Raw genomic sequence first — 25,420 nt, forward strand, 5'->3', positions numbered from 1 at the left:
ATCTAATGTATATATTATATATTATGTATGACAAATCTTAATATAGTGATATTATGCGAGTTTTAAAAATAGCTATTTTCATGCTTATCCTAATCATGTCGGTGGGGGCGGTCTGTGCAGCAGACGTCTCTTCGGATGATTTGATGGGCAATGATAATTTTGATACATTAAAAACTGCGCAGCAGATTGATAACTTAAATGCTGCACAGGATGATATTTATATGAATGATGCGGATTCATCTGAAAGTATTAAGAGTGAATCTGTAAATATGACTTCTGATTCTGTGGCTGTTTATTCAAATGCAGGCAAACTTGGAGTTGGAAGTGATTTAACTTTGGCAAATACGTCAGCTGATGAGCCTGTAATTGGAAACACCACTACCTATGTAAGCGTAAACAACGTTACAGCTAACTATTCAGGCATTGTAAACATTCCTTTCAATATTACTGATTCCAACGGAAATCCGGTTTCAGGAGGAAGAGCCCTTGTAACAATATATGTCGGCGATACCGCAATAAGCAAGTTTGTTGAAATAAACGACGGTGTGGGTGTTGCTGATTTTAAAATTTCAGATTTGGTTGAATTAATCGAGGCCAAAGGATTGGACATATCCTATATCTTCAATATAATCGCTTCCACAGTTAATGAAACCAACATCAACCGGACACAAATGCGCGAAGGTTTGGATGATGTCTACAACAGTATGAGCTTTGATTTGTATGATTTAATTACCGGACTCAATGAAATTCAAAACAGCTTCAATGTCAATGTTTCATCTATAAATGAGGGCTTAAGAGACATAAACGGAAGCTTTAGCATTAATGTTTCAGGCATTATCGACGGATATAATGATATTATTGGTGCATTCACCATCAACATTTCAAGTATCATTCCTCATTTGTCCAACATGTCCGATATCATTGCTGATTTATCCAACATTTCAGATGATGCTGCCTCCAAGCTCAGGGATGCTTTAAACATCATTGCATCCGGATTTGAAATCAACTTGGACGGTCTTTCAAACATTACTGACAGCTTTTCATTTAACCAGTCAGCCGTAAAGGATGCTATTGGAGATATTTTAAATGTGTCCGGCATTGTTTATGGAATTGCATATAAAATCGCTGATATTATTGAAGTTCTTGACTTGAATTTCACTGACAGTCAAATCGATGCGCTGGAGAATCTTTCCGATTCTAAAAAATTTAACATTTCAGCAATTGCTCTATTTGTGAAAGATGTGCTTGATACCAACAACAAGACAGTATCTGATTTAATTAATGCAATAGGAAATGTGACTGACGGATTCAAGCTCAACGTTTCAGATATCATCAAAAGCATTGATTTCAACTTAACAAATGTTTCTGATGCTATCAGCAAAATCATCGATTCAGTTAAAATCAACACTACAAATATTTTGGATTCAATCAATTCAATAAGCATTTCATTCAACGCTTCAAAAGTCATTGACGGCCTTTTTGATGTGACAGGAATAAATGCAACCAAGATTTATAATTTCATTGATGCAATCTCCGATATTATGGGCGGACTCACATTCAACCAGTCCGTTATTTCAGACGGAATCAAAGACATTTCAGAAAGTTTCTCATTGAATGCGTCTAATGCATATGTGGCTGCTCTGGCAATATTGAACGAGTTCTCATTCAATCAGACCGCTGCAGCTGCGGCTTTAGGAGACATCATATCCGAGTTTGATTTAAGAGACACCATTCAGGACACTCTTTTGGAAGTCATTGACTATCTTGATGTCCACCTTAACCTCAAACAGAGCTTTGATTTGGCTAAAATCTTCCTTTCAAAAGAATTAAACCTTTCTGCTGTTGCTGATTTTGTAAAAAACATTATGAACACAAGCAACTTGAACATGAAAGATATTGCAGCAGCACTTTCCAATGTAACCAACGGATTTAAAATAAACCTCTCAAGTATTGTCGATAAGATTAAAGATGTTAATTTCAACAAATCCAAGGTAATGACCGGATTTGAAAACTTAATCAAATCAGTCAACTTCAACGATACAAGAATTTCTGATTTGCTTTCAGATATCGCCAACAGCGCAAGTGTAAACATGTCAAAAGCCGTTTCAGGATTCTATAAGATATTTGAAGGAATCGGATTGAATCTTTCTGATATCGTTTCCGGATTGGATAAAATCAGCCTTAATTTCAACATGTCTGATTTCAGTTATCTCAAAGATATTTTCTCCGTCAACACTACTGCTATTCGTGCAGGTGCGGATAAAATCGCAGATGCATTCATCATCAACAAAACTGCTATTAGTAATGGTGTTAAAAAGATTTCAGATGCATTTTTCGTAAACGCATCAAGCATTTCGGATGGTTTATCCAAACTCACTGACTCATTCACATTCAATAAGTCAATGGCCATGAACGGTCTTGAAAAGATTGTGGGCGGATTGAAAATTAACGTATCCGATGTCATAAGCAAACTGCTTGCAAGCTGCCAGCACAACGCTAAATTTGCATATCTCTTTGCTCCTGGAATCTATAACATTTCTGTAATATATGGCGGAAGCAAAGTGTATGCTCCATCTGAAAATTTCTCTGCAAAGCTCACAGTCATTTCAAACAAACCTGTTTCAACAGCATTTGAAAATATAACTGTTAAAAACGGCAATCTGAAGACTGTATTGGTTGACTCTGAAGGTAAAGCTATTGCAAATGCACCTGTATCATATAAAATCAACGGCGCTGAGGCAAACGCTACAACCGATGAAAACGGTATGATTTTAATCACTGTCGAGTCCAATTCACTTGTTGAGGTCAACTATCTGGGTGGTGTGGAATCATTGCCTGCACGCATGTCCATCAACATTGAAAACATTGTTCCTTTAAGGTCTGAGACAACAATCAAAGGTAATAACTTCGATCAGAAAGCTGTTGACTATTATGCAGGTGAAAGAGGAGGATACTTCAGAGTACAGCTCTTTGATAAGTCCGGAAAAGCACTTGCAAACAAATCCGTAAAAATCGGATTCAACGCTAAAGTGTACAACACAACTACAGACGCCAACGGCTGGGCTCAGCTTCAAATCAACCTGGCAAAAGCCGGAACATACACATTCGCTGTAGGATTTTTAGGTGATGACGACTATCTTGGAGCATTTGAAGTATACAAAATCACTGTAACCAAGAAAACAACCAGCATAAGTGCTTCCGACAAGTCCTTTAAGGCATCTGCAGCAAAATCATACACAGTAACCCTTAAAACAGAAAAAGGCGCATCTGTTGATGGTAAAACATACCTTGGTGCAGGTAAAATTGTTAAAATTACTGTGAACGGCAAAACTTACTCTGCAAAAACCAATGATAAAGGACAGGCTACCTTCAAACTCGCAATATCCAAGAAAGGTACCTATAACGCAAGCATCAAATATGCAGGAGACAATACCTACAACAGTGCAAACAAATCTGTAAAAATAACTATTAATTAGAAGGGCATTGCTCTTCTAACTCTTTTTCTTTTTTTGAATAACTGATTTTTCTGTGATTTTTTCTTTAGTTCAGCAAATTGTATCGGACATTAAAGTTTATTAATGATGAAATTAAATATGATATACAATTGACTAATGGAGTACATAACTATGACTATAGACTCAGATAAAGAAATTGCAGAGTTCAGCTCTTTTAGAAGAACTTATGATCCTGAAGTATTTCGAATAGCCCGTGAAATGGAACGGGATTCAGGCTTGTTGTCTGAAAGGACATGGTTTTTGCATTCTATCAGTTAATGGGCATGGAAATCGATTATGATGAAATATTTGCAGAATGATATTTGAATCTTAATTTTGCACAATTAAATTAGCATAAGGAGTGCAATGCCATGGAATTTAAACCAAATAATATGCAAGCAGAATACAACTGCTTAAAAAAAATATATGACCCGGAAGTATTCAGAAAATCTGATGAGAGAAACGCCAATCCCAACATACTGTCTGGAAAGGATGCGGTTTTTGCATTGTATCAGTTGATGGGTATGGAAATCGATTATGATGAAATTTTTCCAGAATAGAGATTTAAACTCTATTCCTTTTTTTTATTCAAGCAATCTTTCCACTTCTTTTTGATGTTCAAACAGCACGCATCCGCCTTCATGTTCTGCGATAAGAAGGCCTCCGTCTCTAAGTGATCTGAACAGCTTTGAGTTCAGGGCTTCGAGAAGTGATGTGTCTTTAACGTTGATGTCTGAGTATGGTGAGGCGGGACATGGTTCGGCTCCTCCATGGGAGTTGATGTGGAAAAATCCTCTTCCGGCTGCAAGACATCCTCCTGATGTTTTTTCATCTCCCGGAAATGATAAAAAAAGCATGTCAGGGTATTGACCTCTCAGACGGTCAATGTTGTCAAGCAAAATTTCTCTTTCATCATCACCCGGTGCCAGATCAACTGTTTGTCCGTTTACTGGAACGTATTCAATGAAAAACACCACCTTGCATCCGAGATTGTGGAGTTTTTCTATATATTCATCTGAAACCAGCGCTGATAGGTTATTGTTTGTAAATGTAAGTGATGCTCCGAAAATTATGTTTTTTCTCTTCATTGTCTTCATGGAATATATAATATTGTCATAAACGCCTTCGCCTCTTCTTGAATCTGTAACGTCCTTACCCCCTTCGATTGAAAGAATCGGAACGAGATTTCTTTTATCGTCAAGAAGTTTTAAGTATTCATCATCAAGCATGGTTCCGTTTGTAAATATTGGAAATAGAATTTCGGGATATTGCCCCGCTTTTGTAATTACATCACGCCTCATCATAGGCTCTCCTCCTGCAAGGACAATGAAACTTATTCCGAGATCTTTAGCCTCGATGAAGATGTCTTCCCACTGATTATCGGTAAGCTGGTTTATTGCTTCCCCGTCGCTGCATGAGCTGTTTGCCCTTGAATAGCATCCCGCACAGTGAAGGTTGCAGCTGCTTGTAATGCTTGCAATCAGAAATCCCGGAATGTTTTGGCCTTCAGATTCATATTTTTTTCTGATTTTTGTTGCCTTTTTTGCATATCTTGAAAACTTGGCCAGATAAAGGCTTTCTTTAGGGTTTTTTAATGTTGCCTTGAGAGCATCCTTTATGATGGCCTCTGCGCCCTCTGCCAGGTATTCCTGAATGTTTATGTCTTCAGCCATCATTTCACCTTCACGCTTTCAAAGAGGAATTTCGCATGCTCTTCTGTCTGGGCGAAGAAATCCTCAAGCACCTCTTCGGGAATGTCATCGTATCTTGCACACATCTCAAGTAAAAGATAAATCGGAAAGCTGTAGTACTGTTTTGAAAGAAGCTCGGGATTGGAATCGCTTCTGATAACTCCCTTTTCTTTTAAAAGTGTAAACAGTCCCTGCCAGAATATCAGAGGCTTTACCATTATCTCGTTTTCAAAAAATGCTCTGATTGTTTCGTTGTGATGCATCTGGATTAAAATCAGTTTCCAGATTTTAAGGTTTGTTTCCTCAAAAAGCATATTCTTTATTGCCTCTGAGCCCTTGTGATAGAAAAGCTCGGGATTTTCAAGAAGGGGATTGTTTTCATCCAGTTCAATTTCCTTATCTTCAATTTCAAAGCTTTTTGTAAATTGGTTGAATATGTCCATCAGTATTGCCTCTTTTGATGAGTAATGGCTGTAAATTGAACTTTTTTTGATTCCGACTGCCTCTGCAATCTCTCTTAGCGATACGGAATCATATCCTTTTTTTGAAAATAAATCCAGTGAAACGTTAAATATTTTTTCTTTTGTATTCATATTCCTACCTACCGTTCGTTAGGTAAATTATGGAACTCCTAATATATAAAGTTAATTATTTTTTACATGTTAAGATGTTTCTTTGTGTAATTTAAATAGTATGTATTATATATCTATATATAACATTTGGTTGGGTTATTTATCTTTTAAATTATTTGGAGGTGCTTGGAAATGGGATTTTTTCAAAAAATAAAGGATAAGCGACTGAAATCCTATCTGGAAACACTAAACCTTGAAGACAGTCTTAAAAACGAAATCCTAACTGATATTGACAGCGGCAAAATTACTAAAAAAAGTCAAATCGATGCTTTGATTTTGCCCGAAGAGCCGAAAACCGATAAACCGTCCGCCAGCAAAAAATCCGAATATCAAAACTTCACCCTTTTAAACAGTCTTATTTTAAAAAATTCATCCGAAACAGTTCTCACTTCAGATATCATTTTAAATGACAGCGAAGTATCGACATTTAAGGATGGAATAAAATTAACTTCTGACATGACAATCGACGGTGGAGGACATGTTATCGACGCCTGCGGCAAGGCCCGAATTTTCAATGCTTCGGGATGCAAAATAACGTTTAGGAATGTAACATTTAAAAACGGCTTTATCGAAAAGAACGACTATCATGACCGCACAGAAGACGGCGGTGCAATATGCTGTCTTGAAGCTGATTTGACTTTTGAAAACTGCATCTTTTTGGAAAATAAATGTGTCGGATCTGCAAGCTGTGCTGCCGGTGCGGTATACAACAACGGCGGTTCTCTATCATTTAGAGACTGCAGGTTCGTCTCAAACCATTCAAGCTATCACGGCGGAGCCATATACAACGTCACAGATAAGAAACTGAATATTGAAAACACTATTTTTGAAGACAACTCCATTGAAACTGGTCTTGGAGGAGCGCTTTACAACTCAAGAGGATCAGGCGTGATTTCAAAATCAACATTTACTAAAAATAGCGTTGCAGACGGCGACGGCGCTGCAATCTATAACGCTAACGAACTTTCAAGCGTAAAGCATGAGCTGAAAGTCGAGGACTGTACATTTGAGAAAAACTCAGCCAAGGCAACCGGAAGCTATTTTGAAGGAATGGGCGGTGCCATCTACAACAAAAGCATAATATACTGTGAAAACTGCACATTTAAAGAAAATTACGCATTTATCGGCGGTGCGTTCTGCAATGACAACAGCAGGGCAAATATAGTCAAATCAACTTTTACAGACAACAGCTCAAAGTACTCGGCTGTAATCTATCAGTACAGGGATGATGCCAACCTTACGATTGAATCGTCCAATTTATCTCATGCCTTAACCGATGAAAGACTGGTTTATGTTGAAAAAGGGTATTGTCTTGTAAAGGGTTGTGAGTTTAAAACAGACAATTTCGAAAAGGAAGGCTATGCAATCTACAACAACAAGGCGTCAGTTACAGTGGAGAAATCCAAATTCATCGACGAGCATGACAAAAAGACAATTTTCAACAATAACGTCATGAAAATATCAGATGACATTAAGCAGACTGTTGAGCAGGGATATTTCGCAAAGCCTTTAGAAAGTATTTCTTCTGGAAGCGAGAAAAAAGAAGTTTCAGCTGAAAAGAAAACCGAATCCAAAGTCAGTAAAAATTCAAAAGGATTCAGCTATCTTGAGGACTTGATTCAATCAGGCTCAGGTGAAATAGTTCTCGACTGTGACATTGAAATGAGAGAAGATGAACGCAATTTCTATGAAGGCGGAATCGAGCTTGCAGACTCGGTTACTGTTGACGGTAACGGCCACACCATCAATGCCGGCGGCCTTTCAAGAATATTCTACATCACTGCTGGCAATGTAGAGTTAAAAAACATCAAGTTTAAAAATGGAGCATATGTAAAAAGCCCGTTTGACACAGAGCATAATGGAGGCGGCGCAATATATGCCCTTCACAAAACATCACTTAAAATCACTGACTGTGAATTTTTCTCAAACAAATCAAGACAGTCCGCCGGAGCAATATGTACAAAAGGCAATTCACTGTCTTTAAAAGACACCACTTTTGGAAACAATGAATCGCAGGGATATGGAACTCTCTACTGCGATAACGGTACAGTTGACATTAAGGGATGTGAGTTTAGAAACAACAAAGGCTCAAACGGCGCTGCAATCTATATAAATGACGGTCATGTCAAGTTCGTTTCATGCACATTCAAATACAACTCCGCAGCAGTAGAAGGCGGAGCGGTTACAGTTTATGATGGTGAAGGTGAGCTTGACGGATGCAGCTTTATTAACAACTCATCAAATCAGGGCCTTGGAGGAGGAGCTCTCTCCAACCGCAACGGCGATTTGAAGATTTTCAGCTGCCACTTTAAAAGCAACTACGGATGCTACGGCGGTGCACTATTCAACGGAGAGGGAAATATTGATATGGACAGCTCAAACTTTGAAGACAATTTCCCTGTGGCGGTCTTTGAGACAAGCTCATACCGCAGTTTAGGTGAAGGGGGATGCATTTACAACAAGGGATTTGTAAAGCTATTCAACACTTATTTCGTCGGAAGGGAACCGGACGTTTTATCAAACAAGGGAACCATGGAAGTCGACTCATGCGTATTTAAAAGACATCATAACATTAAAAATGAAGGTAAGATAATCGAAGGAAGTAATTTAATCAGTTAAAAGGTGAAATCATGGGATTTTTTGACAGATTCAGAAAGAAAAAAGAAGAAAAAATAGAAGAACCAGTAGTTGAAGAAACTGTTGTAGAAGAGCCTGCTGCTGAAGAGGTTTCCGAGCAAGCCAGTCTTAGTCAGCTTATGGATGATTCCAAAAAGCCTCTCTATCTTGAAGTGTGCAACAAATACACTGCAGGAGGAATGTTTTTTGAAAGCAAATTCAAGGAAGGTGAAGTAAGCGTCGGAGACAGCGTTCACGTTTATGCCGGAAACGGAAAGCTCAAATATGAAAACGTTCGCGTAAGCGGAATAATGGACTCAAGAGGAATACCTGCCAGATCCATGGCATGCGATGAAGGCAACTATGTCGCACTTAAATTTGACAAACTGACAGATTACGGTGATCTGGAATACGGCGATATAATCTCATCCAAAAAACTGGATTTGGAAGTGATTGAAGACGAGGAGCCTGTTGAGGAAAAGGAATTGCCGGAACCAAGAACATACAACCATCCTGACTACAGAACCCATGTAAAGATGGCAACAGATGATTTAAGGACAATCTGCAATACCGGTGCCCTTTATGAAAGGGAAGATTGGGTAAAGGATGTCGGATGGGACTTATATGATGCTCATGGATTTACAGCAATGCAGGAAGTGTTCATGAATGTCAAAACAACCAATCCTCAATGCCAATTGCCGCTATCTGCAATTTGGGATGGCGTTGGAGGCTGGGCAGACTAGCATTTAATAGGTAAGGTTTGATTGAAATGGGATTTTTAGACAAGATTATAACACCAAAATACAAAAACAAGGACCCTAAGGTAAGGCTTGAAGCCGTAAAAAAGCTCAACGATTTGGAAAAATTAACTGAAGTTGTCAAAAACGATGATTCAAAAGACGTGTGTCTTGCAGCCGTTGAAAATATCGATGATGAGTCAGCTTTACAAGACATCGCCCGCAACAATGATTTTGTTGATGTGCGTAGGAAGGCAGTTGAAAAGATTTCAGATGAATCGGTTTTAAATGATTGTGCGCAAAATGATGGAAGTTCTCTTGTTCGCCGGGCAGCTATTCAAAAAGTCACAGACGAGTCCGTTCTCTCCGACAGGGTACTTAATGATGATGACGTGGATGTTCGTCTCATTGCCGTTGGAAAAATCACTGACGTTTCTGTTTTAACCAAGGCATGCAGTGACGAACACTCCCATGTTCGCCAAAAGGCCGTAGCCAAAATTACAGATGAGGAGGTTTTAGCCGAACTTGCATGCACAAACGAAAACATCGATGTAATGAAGGATGCCGCAGGAAGGATTTCGGATAAATCTCTTCTGACTAAAGTTGTTAAGGACGGTGGCGTCTGGGCCCGTGAGATTGTGGTTGAAAAGATAACTGACGAGGATGTTTTAGCAGACGTTGCTTTAAATGATGAGTCTGACGGCGTTCAGAGGATGGCGATTGAAAAAATATCCGACCAGTCAGTTTTATGTGAAATCGCTCTTAATGACGACTGGTGGGCGACTCGCCGGGCGGCTGTTCGAAAACTCACCGATGAGTCCGTTTTGGCAGACGTTGCCCGCAAGGATGAGTGTTACAAGGTTCGTGAAGTGGCCGTTGATATGGTTTCAGACGAGTCTGTTTTAATAGATGTCATCCGCAACGATGAGGAATGGTCTGTTAGAACTGATGCAGTTCGAAAAATCACTAACGAGGATGTCCTGGCCGAAGTTGCACGTAACAGTGATGAAAACTGGTCTGCCCGTAAGGTTGCTGTTGGAAAGATTTCTAATGAAGAGGTTCTTGCAGATATTGCATGCAATGGTGATGACTTCGGTGTTCGAAGCAAAGCTATTGACGGGATTTCAGATGAAAATATCCTGGCAGATATTGCCAAAAAAGCATCCGATGAAGATGACAGAAGCCAGGCATTAAACAGGCTTACTGATGAGAATCTCATCTCAGACGTTGCAGAAAACTGCGAATTTTCCGATACAAGAAAAGAGGCTGAAGATTGTCTTAAATCAATTAACCTTAAAGGCACTCTTGACAGTCTTGACGAATTCGGCTATGCAAAAGAGTTTAAAAAGGCTTATGAAAACAAAAACATTGACGATATGGAAATGATTGCTGCTTCATGGATTGAAAAGTTCCCGAGTGACGGAAACTGCTATGCCGCACGTGGTCTTATCGCCACCTACAATCTCGACATTGAAGAGAGAAAGATGCAGGCATTTGAAAGGTTATATGTGGAGCTTAAAAATTCATTTGACAGCTATTCAATGAACAAGCCGATATTCATCTCAACAGATGAGGTAAGAGCTCTCAATGACTGGTATATCAAGGAACTGCTTTCATACTCAGATAAAGTCCTTAAAAAATACAAGTATAACCTCAGAACAGACTTCTATGCCGTAGGCTGGGGTTACTGAAAAAATTTAAAAATAAAAAAAGTTGGGGATGCTATAGATTACTTGGATCTATAACGTTTCCGCTTTCATCATATTCTTTTAACACTCTGCTTCCATCAACATCATAGTAGTTGCTGTAGTAATCAGAACTGCCGGATGAAGATGAAGATGAGGATGATGACCTGGAAGAATAACTGGTCTGATAGGACTGTGAGCCTGAAGACTGTGATGAGCCGCTTGATGCAGCTTCCTGAGCAAGAGTCTGTTCAACCAGTGTGGAATTTTCAACCTCTTCTTGAGTCACGTCACCTGAGACGGTTATTTTTTGTGAAATGCTGCTTGCAGTATAGTTTTCATCCCCTGCATATGTAACATTAATATTGTAGTTTCCGGAAGTGAAATTGCTTATTTTAACTATTGCAACACCAGTAGCATGTGTTTTTACTGTATCGGTGTATACTTCCTCTCCCTTATCGTTTGTAATTTTTACATTGAGCTGTTTGTCACTTAAGGAACCATTCTGATTTGATGTTAGTTTAACGTATACTGTACCGTTTTCTCCAATGTCTCCCGTGTTTAGAATGCTTAATTTTGTATCTTGTGCGCTACTTAGTGGAGTAAATATCATACTGCCGACTATAACTACAACAAAAATGATAATAACTAAAGGTATTATATCTTTAATCTCCATTTTATCACTCACTATACTTTTTATTACTTTTTATTATATAATGTTTATTAATACTTTTTGGTCTCATTATTTTTTTATAATATTAATGTCAAACTATTAGTCATGAACACTAATCGTTTCGAAACATTCATGGATGCGGTGCTTGCAATCGTAATTACGGTTCTTGTTTTAAAGCTCACGCAGCCTGAGGCCGCAACATGGGGTGCCATTTTAGGTCTCAACATGAGATATGTGACCTATCTGGTCTGTTTTATAATCATATTCACCACATGGTACAACGACCACCTTCTCTTTCAGGTTGTAGAGGAAATCGACAACAAGGTGGTTCTCGTTTACGGGATTTTGATATTCATAATCTCAGTCATTCCCTATTTTGCAACATGGGTGATTCTCAATCCTTCATCGGTTCCGGCCCAGTGCATGTTCGGGCTTCTGTTTTTGGCAAATAATGCCACCTATACTCTTGCCACATACTTGATTGTAAGAGCTGACCCATATAACGAAAGGCTTAAACGTGTCAATCTTAAGGACTGGAGAAGATACGTTCCGATTGCTGTAATATTGATCGGATATCTTCTGACACTGACGGTTTACGTCAAGGGAGTCTATATATCATGTATAATAGCAACATTCTACTGGCTCTTTTTGGCCATTCTTTCAAAATCCGAAATCGAAAGCAGCGACAGGTTCGAGGCGCTTTTTGATGCAATCGTAGCTATTATTTTAACAGTCATCGTTTTGGAAATTCCGATGGTTGCAGGCGGTTCATGGGAAGGCCTTTTTGAGGTAAGACTTGAGTTTATTGCATACATAATCAGTTTTATAGTATGTTTTAACTTCTGGAATTATAACCACAACCTCTTTTCAATCGTAAATAAAATCGACGGCAAGGTCATTTGGTCGATTGGAGCGTCAATGTTTGTGCTTTCACTGATTCCTTATTTATCCACTTTTGTTGCTGGGAACTTCTATTCATTTGTGGCCCAGGCATGCTACGGACTTGACTTTATCGTTGTTGCCATAATTTCAATGATTTCTGTTAGAGCATTGAGGAACGTGGATCCGGCAAACATTGCCCTTATGGTGAACCTTGACTATACTCATCTTGCATCAACGGTTGTGATTGTAGCTATCGGTATGGTAGTTGGGTATTTCGCATATCCTCCGGCAATAATCGCTTCATGTCTGATTTCAATATTGTGCGTCTGGATTTGGCCTCATGTAAAAAAGCTATAGGAATGAAAATATCTGAGGGGGCAGATAGATGATATCGTCCTCTTTTACAATATTTTCGGTCGTATTTGAGATTATTATTCCATTAGGTGAGTCATATTTTTTAATGGCACGCCTTATTTGGCTTTTGTCTTTTTTCCCGTAGCTTACTTCAACTGGAATCGGATTGTCCATGCCTCTTTGAACTACAAAATCAACATTTTTTGCTCCTTTTTTTCCGCCATCATAATAAGTTCTGTATAATATATCGCTTTTGTTTTCAAGATTAAAAAAGCTCGATGCCACAAAGTTTTCAAGCAGCTTGCCCATATATGCATTCGGATTTTCAAGAGTGGCATTTCCTAAATTTAAAGACAGCACATGCTTTAGGCTGGATGTTGCAAAATAATATTTGTTCGGTTTTGTTGTCCTTTTGGCAGATGATGTAAACGGAGATACATGAAATATCAGCTGGGTTTTCTCAAGAGTATCCAGAATCTTGTTTACTGTGGGCTTATTTGAGTCAAGATGATTTGCCATCGAACCTTTTGATATTTCACCGGGATTTTGAAGGGCAAAGAAATACAAAAGCTGAAAAGCCAGATCCTGCGTGGTGCCGTTAAGTCCTTCAATATTTTTCATATCTGTCGTAATGACTCTATTTACGATATCAATGATTTTTTTGCAGATTTCAGCTTTTGTCTGGAAAAATCCTGACGTAAAACCTCCGAACTTTAAAAAATTGTCCCATTCATTTAAATCAAAATTCCCAAAATCCGCATAGATTCTTGCAATTTTCGAATATATCTCGGTTGTGTCGGGTGTTTTTTGATTAAAAATCAAATCTGTGATTTGTTTTGAAATGTCATTTTTAAAATCGCCGTATTTCAGCCTTAAATGCTCAGGATAGTTTAGGGGTGTTATCGGAAAACTCAAAAGCCTTCTTGCCGCATCGCCGTTGTATGTAAGCTCCAGAGCGGATGAGCCGCTGAAAATCATGAATATATTTTTTGCCGAATCAAAAATGACTTTACCGGTTAACGCCCAGTTGGGGTCGTATTGAGCCTCATCAATTAAAAGAAACACCGGTTCGGTTATTAACTCAGGCGGTTTGGCGTGGTACTGGTTTGTGTAGCTTAAGATTCCATCCATGATGGTGGCATTGCACATCTGCTTTAGGTGATCTCCTGACATGTATAAAATATTTCTCGGAGAGATGTTTTTTTGTCGGAGAAGATATTCGTATGTCTGAAACAGTATTGTGGATTTTCCAACATCACGTATTCCCGGCAGAAGCAGAAATCTGTTGATGTTTTTTCCTTCAAGAAAATCATCTATGTATGAGGTAATCTTATCAAAGTCCTGCCGGTGATTGAACCGTTTGCCCGCATAGCTGATTTCATCATCCAGTACTGTCGGTTTGACTGTTATTTGGTTTTGGATATATGTGTTGAGTGTGGTGTTCATATTATCTCCTTAATTTTATTTTTCATTAGTAAATATATTTTTACTAGTTTTTATATATTACTAGTAAATTTATTTTTACTATTTTTTATATATTGCTGGTAAATATATTTTTACTAGTTAATTTTAATTTTTTTAAGATTTTTTGGCTTGTTTTTAAAAAAATCTATAATTAATTATTCATGTTGATTGTAATCAGTTATAAAGTTTCCGTTTTATTAATGAATTAAATTTAACATTTTGATATCAATTTTTACTTGTTAAATCAATTTTAAGATTTTAAAAAAATTAATTTAATATGAAACAGATAATTAGTAATGGTGTTAAAATGGCTAATTTCGATACTTTGGAAAGTGCAAGGGAATTTTTCTACAAGGACAAATTCGCTGTAGATACAGGAATAACATTGGATGAGATTACAGAAGATGTCGCAGTATGTTCACTTAAGCTTTGCGACAGCCACAGAAATGCCTACGGAGGCGTTATGGGTGGAGTAATATTTACACTGGGTGATTTTGCATTTGCGGTTCTCTCAAATCAGATTCACCAGCTTACTGTTGCCCAGCAGGTTGACATTCACTATCTCTCCGCTCCGAAAGGCGATAAGCTCATTGCAAGGGCAACCTGCAGAAAAAGCGGACGCACATCATCAATAATAAACGTTGACATTTCAGATGATACCTGCCGTGACGTGGCTCAGTTTATCGGTACCGGTTTTAAATTGAAAAAATAGAAAGTGGTTTTGAGTTTAAAACTCAAAACAGTTTATTTTATTATTAGTTTAGCCGATTTGGTAACGGAATTGTAGGTTTTATCACCGGCATAAGTTGCGGTGATTGTATATGTCTTTTTCTTTTTGATGTTGACCTTTATGGTTGCAACACCTTTTTTATCGGTTTTTGCTGTATAGGTCTTTCCGTTGACCTTGAAAGTAATTTTTTTACCTGAAAGGGCTTTTCCTCTTGAAGTCTTTAAAGTTACAGTCAGCTTTTTGGTTTTGGCGCTTGCCTTATATGTCTTTTTGTCGACTGTAAATTTAGGTGTCTGCTTTTTGACGATAACCTTTGCGACATTGAAACTGCCGTAGTAGTCATCATCTCCTAAAAAGCACACTGCAAATGTGTAGGTGTCGGGTTTTGCAAGGTTAATCTGGATTTTTGCCTGACCGTTGGAATCGGTAATTCTGTTGTAGGTTACGCCGTTAAATCCGATTTGAACCTTTTTGTTTGCAAGCTTGGTTCCGAAAATGTCGGTTACAGTCATGGTAAAGTACTGTCCTTTGTATCCGTCAACTTTCGGTTCGATTGCAGTTGTGGTCATGTCCTTGCAGCTGATCATTGAAGGAAACCTTTCCTTGTTTGTAATGATAGTATAGGTGTTTGTGGTATCGTTTTTGGTAATGACAACGTCATTGTTTGTTGTCTGGGAGTCACCTATTGCAGTTTCATCAGCACTGGAAAGTGTATTTACGCTTAAATCAGCGTTTGCAAGATCTGCATCTGTTGAGTTGACTTCAGCTGCACTGACTGCTCCAATTGAGAAAATAAGTAAAAAAACTAAAATTACAAGAAAGTTTTTTAATTTCAAATTATCTCTCCTTTAAAATTATTGTTAATATTTATTGTTATTTTCATTAAAAAAGTTTTTTGATTGATATTTACTTCTTTTCACTTGAGTTTTTGTTTTTTTGCGGATTTGTTTTCATTTTGAAATGGTGTCTTTTTTAATATTTTTAATTGTATTTCGCTTTTGCTTTTAAATATAGGTTTTACATGTGATTTGGTTTTTGGTAAAGTGTGTTTTTGATTGTTTAGAGTTTTTAGAGATTTTAAAACTGTTTAGGTTTTTCACCCGAACCTATTAATTTATATTCTATGAAAATAAAAATAATTAATGACTGATTAACAAGTCGTGAAAAATCGGATTCGAAGTTGCACTGCCGTAGCTTCGAATTTTTTTATTAATGATTGATTGTTGCGTTTAGCAACATTATTTAACTTTCATTTTTCCAAGGATTTTCAAGATGCTTTATCTTAATTTCACCGGCAATTAAAATGATGGTTTGATTTTCAAATGTCATTAATTTAACTCAAAAATGTATATTTGTTGAAGCTATTTTTAAAATTATCAAAAGTCGTTTGGCACAGATAGATGCACCAATAAATTTTGACTATTCCAATATCTCTTTGATTAACTTTTGTGCCTTTTCGCCTTCAGACCAGTCAACAAGAATCACCAGAGATGTCTGTGATGAGTTTATCTCAATGATGTTGATTCTGTTTTTCCTTAAAGGTTCGGTAACGTCTGATATGATGCTTGGCTTTTCGATAACGTCCGGTGATACCAGTGTAATCATTGCAATGTCACGGCCAAGTGAAAGTGAATCGAAAATATCGCTTTTTAAAACAAGATTGTGCAGGATGTGATATGCTTTCTGGGCATCGGATTTGTCGATAAATGTGGTGATTGAGTTTTCGCCGGCTGAAATCTTGTATATGTTAATTGCGTTTTCGGCAAGGCAATTTGTAACGTCCCTTAAAGGCCCTATCTTTTCAAGCATTGACTCTCCTACAATTGCAATGATTGAAAGTGGGTCTTTATAAAGGGTTACTGACTTTTTTGAAGTGTCCTCGAAAGGCCCGATTATGTTTGTTCCGGATGAGGTCAAATCTCCGTGTGTGAAATTGATGATTTTAACGTTCATTTTAGGGTCCTTGTATTTTAAGGCGTGAGGATTTATTATCGGTGAGCCTTTGGTTGCAAGTGTTCTTATCTCTTCAACTGAAATCTCGTTTAAAAGCTTTGCTTTTGCGATTTGTCTTGGATCGCTTGACATTACTCCGTCAACGTCTGAGATGATAACGACTTCCCTTGCCCCAAGGCAGTTTCCTAAAAGAAACGCTGTAATGTCGCTTCCGCCACGGCCTAAAGTTGTAATTTCGCCGCCATGGCCTTTTGCAAGAAAACCCGGAATGATTGGAATTTCATCGTCTTTTAAAATGTTTTCTATGTTGTGAATAAGTTTGGATGTGACTTCATAGTCAATTCTGGCTTCAAGAAAATTTGAATCTGAAATTATCGGCCAGTCTGAATCGTACGGGTCGATGTATCTTGACTTAAGGCCCAATGCCTCAAGGCTTGCAGCAAAAATTCGGGCACTTGTTCTCTCACCCATGGCCATGATTTCAGCCTTTTGTCTGTCGGTAAGTGCACGTCCTACAGCATCATCTGAAAGGCCGATTAAATCATCGGTGGTTTTGTTGACTGCTGATACAACAACGACAACTTTTTTTCCTTTTATAAACTCGTTTGCCACAGATTTTGCTGCCTTTTTAATTAAGGAACCGTTTGCAAGAGAACTTCCGTCAAATTTCGCTACTATCAAATCCATAAATTCACCTAGATTAAATATTTGGTGGTAGGTTAAATATAATTTTTCATGCTTTCAGATTTCGATGGTGTCTGCTTTATCGAAGAACTTTTCGATAACTTTTGAGATTGCTGCGCTTTCCTCTGCACTCAGGCTGATGTTGAGTGCGCCTTCAGCGATTGAATGGTAAAAGTCAACCAGTTCGTATCTAAGCCCGTCATCGTCGAACTTGACGAAATATTTTTCGTTTAGGTTCTGGTTTTCAAAGCGTATTTCAAAGTATTCGGTTTTCCACCACGGTGCTGGAACGTAGATGTATCCATGGGTTCCGGAGATGATTAATTCGCCTTCCTTTTTGACTCCAAGGCCGACGTTTGCTGAGGCGATTGCGTCTTCATACTGGATTAATGCCTTTGTGTATAAATCGATTCCTGTTTCGCCGTCAAATCTTGAGTAGAATGTGATTTTTTCATAGTCCATTCCTAAAAGCTTGAAAATTGCAAGAAGTGGATATGATATAAGCTCGCTGATGCTTCCTCCGCCTTGTGTTAAGTCATATTCCCTTAGGTTTTTATTGTTTTCCAGTTTTGTGAATGTGGCGTCAACATCGATGACTTTTCCGATGACTCCACTTTTTGTAATCATGACAAGTCTCTGAAAGCCGGGTGCGTATGCGGTTTTGATTGCTTCGTATAAAACTACATTGTTTTTATCGGCAATTTCATAGAGTTCTCTTGTCTGGTCTTCTTTTAATGTAATCGGCTTTTCACATAAAACATGTTTTTTGGATTCTAAAGCCCTTTTTGCAAAATCATAATGGGTAGTGTGGGGAGTTGCAATGTAGACTGCATCAACTTTGCTTAAAAACTCATCAAAGTCTGTGGTGTACTTTTCAAGTTCGTTTTCCTCAGCGAACTTTCTGATTTTTGCTTTGTTTCTGCCGTAAACTATGTCGATGTTTACGCCGCTTACGAACTTTGACTCTCTAATCATCCTTTTGGCGATTCTTCCGGCACCTACACAGCCGATATTGAGGATTCCTCTGTTTTCGTTTCTAAGCTTTGTGCTGGAAACCCCCTTGGTACGCTCAAGATAGACTACTTCACAGTATTCATTAAGATAGTCGAACTTGCCGAGCCAGTCTGAGCCGATAGCGAAAATATCTGCCTCATATTTTTTGATGTCCTCGATTTTCTGGCCCATATACTCCTCGACGATGATTTCATCGGCAAAACCGGACTGCTTAATATTTTCAATCCGCTCGACAAGGCTCTGGTGGACATTGAGTTTTCCACGGCCCTTGTCGTAGTTTTCAGATGTCACTCCGACAATAAGGTAATCGCCCAAATCCTTTGCCCTTTTTAAAAGGTTATAATGGCCTTCATGGAATAAGTCAAAAGTACCATATGTTATAACTTTAATCATGAATTAGAATTTATTTGATATATATAATAATTTTTTTGATTTATAATCAGTTATTTATATGATATAAACATAAATTAGTACATGGATTTGTTAAGTATTGTTGTGCCCTGTTTTAATGAGGAGGATTCGGTTGAGATATTTTACTCTGAAGTTAAAAAAGCACTTAAAAGTATAGTTTTTGAAGTTATTTTTGTAAATGATGGGTCTAGTGACGATACTTTATCTAAAATTAAAGGATTGGCTTTTGAGTTTTCAAATGTTAAATATATTTCATTTTCTCGTAATTTCGGTAAGGAATCCGCCCTTTATGCTGGGTTGGTAAAGTCCTCTGGTGATTTGGTCTGTGTGATGGATGTTGACCTGCAGGATCCTCCAAGTCTTCTTCCCGAGATGATTTCTGAAATCGGTGAGTATGATATCGTGGCAACACGCCGTGTTACCCGTAAGGGCGAACCTGTTATTAAATCATTTTTTGCAAGGATGTTTTATAAGCTCTTTAACAGGGTTTCTAAAATTGACCTTGTTGACGGAGCACGTGACTATCGTGTAATGACTCGCCAGGTCGTTGATGCACTTTTGGAGCTTGAAGAGTACAACAGGTTTTCTAAAGGTCTCTTTCAGTGGGTAGGCTTTAAGACAAAATGGCTTGAATATGAAAACATTGAAAGGGTTGCCGGTGAGACCAGCTGGTCCTTTTGGGGTTTGTTTTCCTATTCGATTGAGGGAATTGTGGCGTTTACTGCAGTGCCATTGTCAATTTCAACATTTTTTGGTATGATATTTTCAATAATTGCATTTTTGCTTCTGATTTTTATTGTAATCAGAACTTTATTCTTTTCAAATCCAGTTGCAGGTTGGACTTCGCTTGTATGTATAATTCTGCTTTTAGGTGGAATTCAGCTATTTTCAATTGGAATATTGGGAAAATATCTGGAAAAGACTTATACTGAGTCCAAAAACCGTCCGATTTATATTATTAAGGAGACAAATATAGATGAAGCTTAGCCGTGAGATATTCTGGTATGTGGTTTTCGGTGTGTTAACTACATTAGTTAATATTGTTGTTTATTTTGTGTTTTCTCACGTTTTAGGTGTCAATTATTTGATTTCAAATGTTGTGGCGTGGTTTTTATCTGTTCTTTTTGCTTATGTTACTAACAGGCGCTGGGTATTTGAAAGCAAATCTGAAATATTAAAGGAATGTGGGCTCTTTTTTGGAGGCAGATTGTTTTCCGGTGTGGTTGATACAGGTTTGATGTGGCTTTTCATTGACGTTTTGACCTTAAATGACGGAATATCAAAAATAGTAATTCAGGTGATTGTTGTAGTCCTGAATTATGTTATCTCTAAACTTGTTGTTTTTAAATAAGGAGTAATTAGGATATTTAATCCTAATCCTTTTTTTCCATTTCAATTTCTTTTAGGATTTCATCGAGCAGGTCAGATGAAGATTCCTCTTGAACTTCTTTTTGAGGATTTTCTATTTGTATTTCATCTTCACGTTGTATGTCTTTGCCTAGCATTTCATTTATATCTTCTATACTTAAATCCTCAAGTTCTGATTCCAAATCAGAATAATAATTATCTTCTACATAATCTGGCTCTGCATTAACTGCCGGTTGTGGTTCTGCTTTTTTAGGTGTTGATTTTGCTCGAAGCAAACTGTTAAAGTCATTTGGTTTTAGATTTAGATTAAAGCAAATGCTTATAAAGATAATTACTATCAGGTAGAATACCAGTAAGTTTGAATATAGGTTATTCTGTTCGATTATTAACATAGTGATTGAATTTATAAATGGAGCTACATAAATAAGACACATGTCTTTTGATTTGACTATAAGAGTAATCAAAACAAGCAAAGCTATTGAAAAAATCATGTACAATATCGGATTGTTAAACAGTCCATCTAAAATGAAGTTTTCCTTAAACATGCTGACATACGAACTGACAGATCCATAGTTTCCATGGCGGATATTTACTTGGCTTACACTTTCATATTCTTCTGTTGGTTTGTCATTAACTGCTGAGAAGAACTGGGCCTTTGCATTCTCAAGGTTGATATCTTCCTCAAAGGCATCATTTGTTTGGATATTTGTGGTGTCTTGCTGAACGTCAAATATGAAATTTAAAGATCCCACGAACAATAGCAGCACTACTGTAATGCCAACAAAACTCACTATTGTATTTCTGGAGACATTTCTTGAAAGTAAGTAATATGCGATTGCTATTAGACATGGTATTGCAATTATAATTCCATAACTGTTCAGTCCGCTCATAATTGCTATTGTTAATGCCATTAGTATGATTAATTTGTTGTTGATTTCACCATTTTTGTCAAGCATTACCTTTATTAGGAAACTTAAAAATAGCATTGAATAACTGAATAGGACATTGCTAGATAATGTCACTGAATAAACTGCATTTATCGGAATCAGACAGATAATTAATGTTAAAATAAACTGAACAATATATTGGTTGTTATTTGTTGAATCGTCACGATGATACTTGCAGATTATCATCCAAATTGCAGCAAATATTATAATTTGAAATGCACCAATAAAAAGAGGTGTTTTGAAAATTTTTACAAATAGCATCACCAGTAACGTGTGCAATATCGGACTTGAAGTTGTAAACTGGCCTGTGGCTATCTGGTGAAGCTGGCTGAATGAAGCAGCTGTTAAAACACCAGGATTATACATGAAAAGATATAATGAAAAGATTAAAATAGGTAAGATAAAAATCATTAAATCTCTGTAGTTAAATTTTAACATTCCATTTGATTCAGTTGAGTTTAAATTCATAATTATCACTTTGTTTTTTAAACTATTTAATTAATTTTATTTTTCTTGTTTTCAAAAAAATAAATTTGATGCATTCCAACTATTTGAGGATTATATTTTTAATTTTTTAAAGAGGTCTAATTATAAATATTCAAATAAAACAAGCAAAATTATTAAATTGAATAATTATTGTAAAAACCTTTAAAAATAACCAGAATAACAAATAATGATATATAATGCATTAAAAATAAAAAGAAAATGATGGTGGTTGGTAAAAATTAAAACAATACACTTGGTGCAGTGTAATCTTCCCACTCAAAGTGAAGTTCTACAAGTTCACCATCTTTAACTTCTTTTTTGAAAACATATGAATTATCATGGCATGCGGCAATTGGTTTATTAATCATATTTTCATTGTCTATTAGAACCTTAGTATAATTAACACTGCTTGGCACACGTCTGCTTGATACACGAACATCTGGTCCTCTAAGAGATATTTTCAATACTCCATCTTTAACACATTTCAATGTAACATCAAATGACCTTTCTTTTGTTTTTAAAACAGCACCTTTGCCCTCAGGATATTCAAACCAACTTGGGAATTCAACATCAACATTTGATGAATATATAATTTCAACCGGATCTTTTGAATAATTGTTATTTATGATGTCGACTCTAGCACTATCGGATGTATTATAATCATTAGCGCCAAATAAATTACCATACAAATCAACACATGAATTAAATAATTTGGAACAATCTTTACTGTAGTTCTCTTCAACGAATTCTTTATATTTTGTAAAATCTACTTCAAATGGGAATTTATACCATGAGGTACATAATGCATGGAAAAGGTCTTTAATGTTGTCTTTTGTTGAATTATCAATAATGAATGCTCCGATATTGGACATTGGATATGTTGATAATGTCCATTTCATATTGGAACGAACTGATGAGTATAATATTCCTGAAGAAAATTTTGCAGTATCAATGTTGCTGTATCTTGCACCTTTAAGTCTCATGCAATTAAAATGAATGTCGTGGAGAATAACAATACAGCCTTCCTTAAGTTGAGGTAATGCAGCTAGAAATGTTAAACATTCACCGGGCATTATGTGGGTGGTGTCGATTATGATACAATCAATATCACTTCCAATTTCGTTATAAACATCTATATAATCATATCCACCATATAACTTCCAGTTTTCATTAGGTCCTAGGTCAATAGCCATATATCCGCTCAATTTTGACTTGTCTTTATACATATACTTTGCAACATCAACTGAAAATAATTCTGCATCTTCATCTTTCCATTTTAAAAGGTTTACAGTATTTCCGCCGGATGCAATACCCACTTCAACGATTTTTTTAGGATGGTATGTTTTTATGAAATGTTTCAAAAACCAGATTTCTCCTTCAGTCATTTCTACATTAACTCTATTATCATCATCATTTAATTTATCAGGCATTAATTCAATTTCCACCATATTTTTTCACCTTAAAATTTAAGAATGTAATTTTATTATTATGATACATTCTTTATGGAACAAAATATAAAAACTTTAGGGGTCTGAATTTTTTTGTTTTCAGATAATTGTTGTATGATTGTTTTTTTTGGTAAAAATGTAATTTTAATATCAAAATTATAAAAAAAGAATAAATTAGAGAGAATTTAATCTCTCTAGTTAATTTTTATTTTTGCAGTTGCTTTTGAAGATTGGTATGTGTTATCTCCTGCAAAATTAACGGTAGCAGTATATGTACCTTTCTTAGTAATGCTAAGTTTGAAAGTAGCTTGGCCTTTAGAGTTGGTTTTTGCAGTATAGGTTGCACCGTTTACAGTAAGTTTAACAGTTTTACCTTCTTTGAGGTAGGTTTTACCATCAGTGGATGATCCTTTTTCTGTTTTTAATGTCACTGTGTATGATTTGGTTTTTGCAGATGCCTTGTATGATTTAGCTGAAGCAGAGATGCTTGTTGTTTTCTTGGTTACTGTGATTTTTTGAACAGCGAATGCTCCTTTGTAATCATCGTCACCTAAGAATGCTACAGCAAATGTGTATGTTCCTGCATTAGCCAAGTTGATTTGCAGTTTAGCAACACCTGATTCATTAGTTTTAACAGTATATACTTTACCGTTGAATCCAATTTTAACAGTTTTATTTGCAAGAATTTTACCTGAACCATCAACCAGTTTTGCTGTGAAGTAACCTCCACGTTCGCCTGCATTATAATCAATAGCCTTGGTGTTATAGTCTTCAGATATAATACTTGTATCTTTTCTTTCAGGGAAAATGTTCAAATTAAGTGTAGTTTTAGATGGTAAATATTCAGCTTTACCTTCGAAGATGATTGTAATTACGCCATTTTCTTTTGATTTAATACTGAACACTCCATTGGAAGAAGTTTTTGTGGTTAAATTGCTATTTTTCTGCTTAATGAATAATGTGGCATCAGCAATTCTTCCTCCGTTAATATCCTTTAAAATACCTTCAATTATGCCATCACCATCCACTTTAGAAATGCTGATGTAAGTAACAATGTCAACTACAACATCTAGGATGCCGGATTGGGTGGATGAAGTGTATTTCTCATCGCCTGAATAGAAAACAGTATAAGGGTATTTGCCTTTTTCTAATTTTGGCATATCTATGTTTACTTTACCGTTTGTTATGTTGTATGTGTAGTTTTTGTTGTTTATTGTTAGTGTTACATTTCCTTTTGCATCGGTTGGCAATTGGATTTCACAGGTTTCGCTGTTTATGATTACTTTCATGTTTGGATTTATTTTTTCGCTTGGTTTGGTATTGTTTATTGTTATGTTGCCTGTTGTGTTTGCAGAAGAGTATTTGGTGTCTCCTGAGTATGTTATTGTGTATGTGTAGTTTCCGTCTGGTAGTTCTGGTAGTTTTATGTTTGCAATACCGTTTGTTATGGTGTATGGGTAGTCTGTTTTGTTTATGTTTAGTGTTACTGTTCCTGTTGCGTCATTTGGTAGTGTGACTGTTGCGGTTCCATTTTCAAATGAGCTTACGTTCATGTTAGGATCTATTGTTTTGTTTTCAGGAGTTTCATTGTAATAGTAATTGTCTGAAATTTTGTTGTCATTTCCTCTTAGAGTGATAAGTTTTTTGTCAGTTTCATCACTATTAATGAATGAATTCTGGGTAACTTCAGTATTGTTTCCAACACCATAAATTGCAGTTGCTGTTAATGCAGTATTACCTTTAAACTTATTGGCTTTGATATTAATTCCATTACCATTTAATCTTAAAGCTCCGCCTGCATGTTCTGGCCCAACATGATTCTCTGTGAAGTTGTTTTCTGTGATTGTTATATTGTTTCCTGAGATGTAACTTGCTCCGGAGTGGGTGCCTGCTGTGTTGTTTGTGAAGTTGTTTTGTGTTATTGTGTTGTTGTTTCCTTCGATGTATGTTGCTCCTCCAGAGGATTTTGCAATATTATCTGTGAATGTGTTGTTTTTGATTTGTGCGTTGTTTGTTTTTATTAGTGCTGCTCCGGCTAGTTTTTCTGCGGTGTTGTTGTTGATTTTGTTGTTTGTTATTGTTGCTGTGTCTCCGGTTAGGTAGATTGCTCCTGCGCTGTCTCCTGCTGTGCATGTGTTTATGTTGTTGTTT

The 25,420-nt window shown here is 36.7% G+C and carries 20 protein-coding genes; 10 read left to right on the forward strand and 10 right to left on the reverse strand.

The genetic code is table 11. The features are described 5' to 3' along the window. Positions 1–53 precede the first annotated feature (53 nt). The 3 genes from IJL02_RS00460 to IJL02_RS00470 all read left to right on the forward strand — a co-directional run bounded on the left by IJL02_RS00460 (position 54) and on the right by IJL02_RS00470 (position 4,054). Positions 54–3,476 carry an Ig-like domain-containing protein gene (locus IJL02_RS00460; RefSeq protein WP_292808013.1) on the forward strand — a complete coding sequence of 1,141 codons (3,423 nt, stop codon included), beginning with the start codon at positions 54–56 and terminating at the stop codon, positions 3,474–3,476. A 150-nt stretch (positions 3,477–3,626) separates the two neighbouring features. Then, on the forward strand, positions 3,627–3,773 hold the full coding sequence (locus IJL02_RS00465; RefSeq protein WP_292808015.1) for a hypothetical protein: 147 nt from the start codon (positions 3,627–3,629) through the stop codon (positions 3,771–3,773). 92 nt (positions 3,774–3,865) lie between these two features. Beyond that, positions 3,866–4,054, forward strand: a complete 189-nt coding sequence (locus IJL02_RS00470) for a hypothetical protein (protein WP_292808017.1) — start codon at positions 3,866–3,868, stop codon at positions 4,052–4,054. Positions 4,055–4,078: 24 nt separating this feature from the next. Here IJL02_RS00470 and IJL02_RS00475 read toward each other — a convergent pair whose 3' ends face one another. Both IJL02_RS00475 and IJL02_RS00480 read right to left on the reverse strand, forming a co-directional pair. Then, entirely contained in the window at positions 4,079–5,167 is a 1,089-nt protein-coding gene (locus IJL02_RS00475; RefSeq protein ID WP_292808020.1) for a radical SAM protein, read from the reverse strand. Further along, the gene (locus IJL02_RS00480) at positions 5,167–5,778 is read right to left on the reverse strand and encodes a TetR/AcrR family transcriptional regulator (protein WP_292808022.1); all 612 of its coding nucleotides are present in this window, start codon (positions 5,776–5,778) and stop codon (positions 5,167–5,169) included. Before IJL02_RS00480 ends, IJL02_RS00475 begins: the two co-directional genes overlap by 1 nt. 171 nt (positions 5,779–5,949) lie before the next feature. Between IJL02_RS00480 and IJL02_RS00485 the strand changes: the two genes are divergently transcribed. The 3 genes from IJL02_RS00485 to IJL02_RS00495 are packed head-to-tail and all read left to right on the forward strand — an operon-like array spanning position 5,950 to position 10,861. After that, positions 5,950–8,436 carry a pectate lyase-like adhesive domain-containing protein gene (locus IJL02_RS00485; protein ID WP_292808024.1) on the forward strand — a complete coding sequence of 829 codons (2,487 nt, stop codon included), beginning with the start codon at positions 5,950–5,952 and terminating at the stop codon, positions 8,434–8,436. Between the two features lie 11 nt (positions 8,437–8,447). Next, positions 8,448–9,176 carry a hypothetical protein gene (locus tag IJL02_RS00490; RefSeq protein ID WP_292808026.1) on the forward strand — a complete coding sequence of 243 codons (729 nt, stop codon included), beginning with the start codon at positions 8,448–8,450 and terminating at the stop codon, positions 9,174–9,176. 26 nt (positions 9,177–9,202) lie between these two features. Then, a complete protein-coding gene (locus IJL02_RS00495; RefSeq protein ID WP_292808028.1) occupies positions 9,203–10,861 on the forward strand; it encodes a HEAT repeat domain-containing protein in 1,659 nt (552 codons plus the stop codon). 31 nt (positions 10,862–10,892) lie between these two features. Here IJL02_RS00495 and IJL02_RS00500 read toward each other — a convergent pair whose 3' ends face one another. Next, positions 10,893–11,531 (reverse strand): Ig-like domain-containing protein, encoded by a 639-nt coding sequence (locus IJL02_RS00500; protein ID WP_292808030.1) that lies wholly within the window; start codon positions 11,529–11,531, stop codon positions 10,893–10,895. Positions 11,532–11,633: 102 nt separating this feature from the next. Between IJL02_RS00500 and IJL02_RS00505 the strand changes: the two genes are divergently transcribed. Further along, positions 11,634–12,767 (forward strand): TMEM175 family protein, encoded by a 1,134-nt coding sequence (locus IJL02_RS00505; RefSeq protein ID WP_292808032.1) that lies wholly within the window; start codon positions 11,634–11,636, stop codon positions 12,765–12,767. Here the strand turns inward: IJL02_RS00505 and IJL02_RS00510 are convergent. Then, positions 12,762–14,210 (reverse strand): ATP-binding protein, encoded by a 1,449-nt coding sequence (locus IJL02_RS00510; RefSeq protein ID WP_292808034.1) that lies wholly within the window; start codon positions 14,208–14,210, stop codon positions 12,762–12,764. The genes IJL02_RS00505 and IJL02_RS00510 overlap by 6 nt on opposite strands. A gap of 325 nt (positions 14,211–14,535) precedes the next feature. On the opposite strand from IJL02_RS00510, the gene IJL02_RS00515 reads away from it, so the two are divergent. Next, on the forward strand, positions 14,536–14,940 hold the full coding sequence (locus IJL02_RS00515; RefSeq protein ID WP_292808036.1) for a PaaI family thioesterase: 405 nt from the start codon (positions 14,536–14,538) through the stop codon (positions 14,938–14,940). Between the two features lie 32 nt (positions 14,941–14,972). Here the strand turns inward: IJL02_RS00515 and IJL02_RS00520 are convergent, their stop codons facing one another. The 3 genes from IJL02_RS00520 to IJL02_RS00530 form a co-directional block, all read right to left on the reverse strand. Then, complete coding sequence (locus tag IJL02_RS00520) at positions 14,973–15,794, reverse strand: Ig-like domain-containing protein (protein ID WP_292808038.1); 822 nt, start codon at positions 15,792–15,794, stop codon at positions 14,973–14,975. 583 nt (positions 15,795–16,377) lie between these two features. Next, entirely contained in the window at positions 16,378–17,598 is a 1,221-nt protein-coding gene (locus tag IJL02_RS00525; RefSeq protein WP_292808040.1) for an aspartate kinase, read from the reverse strand. Positions 17,599–17,652: 54 nt separating this feature from the next. Beyond that, a complete protein-coding gene (locus tag IJL02_RS00530; RefSeq protein ID WP_292808042.1) occupies positions 17,653–19,002 on the reverse strand; it encodes a Gfo/Idh/MocA family oxidoreductase in 1,350 nt (449 codons plus the stop codon). Positions 19,003–19,083: 81 nt separating this feature from the next. On the opposite strand from IJL02_RS00530, the gene IJL02_RS00535 reads away from it, so the two are divergent. Both IJL02_RS00535 and IJL02_RS00540 read left to right on the forward strand, forming a co-directional pair. Continuing rightward, positions 19,084–20,007 (forward strand): glycosyltransferase family 2 protein, encoded by a 924-nt coding sequence (locus IJL02_RS00535; protein ID WP_292808044.1) that lies wholly within the window; start codon positions 19,084–19,086, stop codon positions 20,005–20,007. Further along, entirely contained in the window at positions 19,997–20,371 is a 375-nt protein-coding gene (locus IJL02_RS00540) for a GtrA family protein (RefSeq protein ID WP_292808046.1), read from the forward strand. Before IJL02_RS00535 ends, IJL02_RS00540 begins: the two co-directional genes overlap by 11 nt. A gap of 22 nt (positions 20,372–20,393) precedes the next feature. Here IJL02_RS00540 and IJL02_RS00545 read toward each other — a convergent pair whose 3' ends face one another. From IJL02_RS00545 to IJL02_RS00555, 3 genes are all read right to left on the reverse strand, one after another. Next, positions 20,394–21,803, reverse strand: a complete 1,410-nt coding sequence (locus IJL02_RS00545) for a hypothetical protein (RefSeq protein WP_292808048.1) — start codon at positions 21,801–21,803, stop codon at positions 20,394–20,396. Positions 21,804–22,060: 257 nt separating this feature from the next. Then, the gene (locus tag IJL02_RS00550) at positions 22,061–23,269 is read right to left on the reverse strand and encodes a class I SAM-dependent methyltransferase (RefSeq protein WP_292808050.1); all 1,209 of its coding nucleotides are present in this window, start codon (positions 23,267–23,269) and stop codon (positions 22,061–22,063) included. Positions 23,270–23,463: 194 nt separating this feature from the next. Further along, positions 23,464–25,420, reverse strand: a 1,957-nt coding sequence (locus IJL02_RS00555; RefSeq protein ID WP_292808051.1) for an Ig-like domain repeat protein, incomplete at its 5' end; no start/stop codon positions are given.

Origin of the sequence: Methanobrevibacter sp., from assembly GCF_017427765.1 — an archaeon.
In the GTDB taxonomy this organism is placed as follows: Archaea; Methanobacteriota; Methanobacteria; order Methanobacteriales; family Methanobacteriaceae; genus Methanocatella.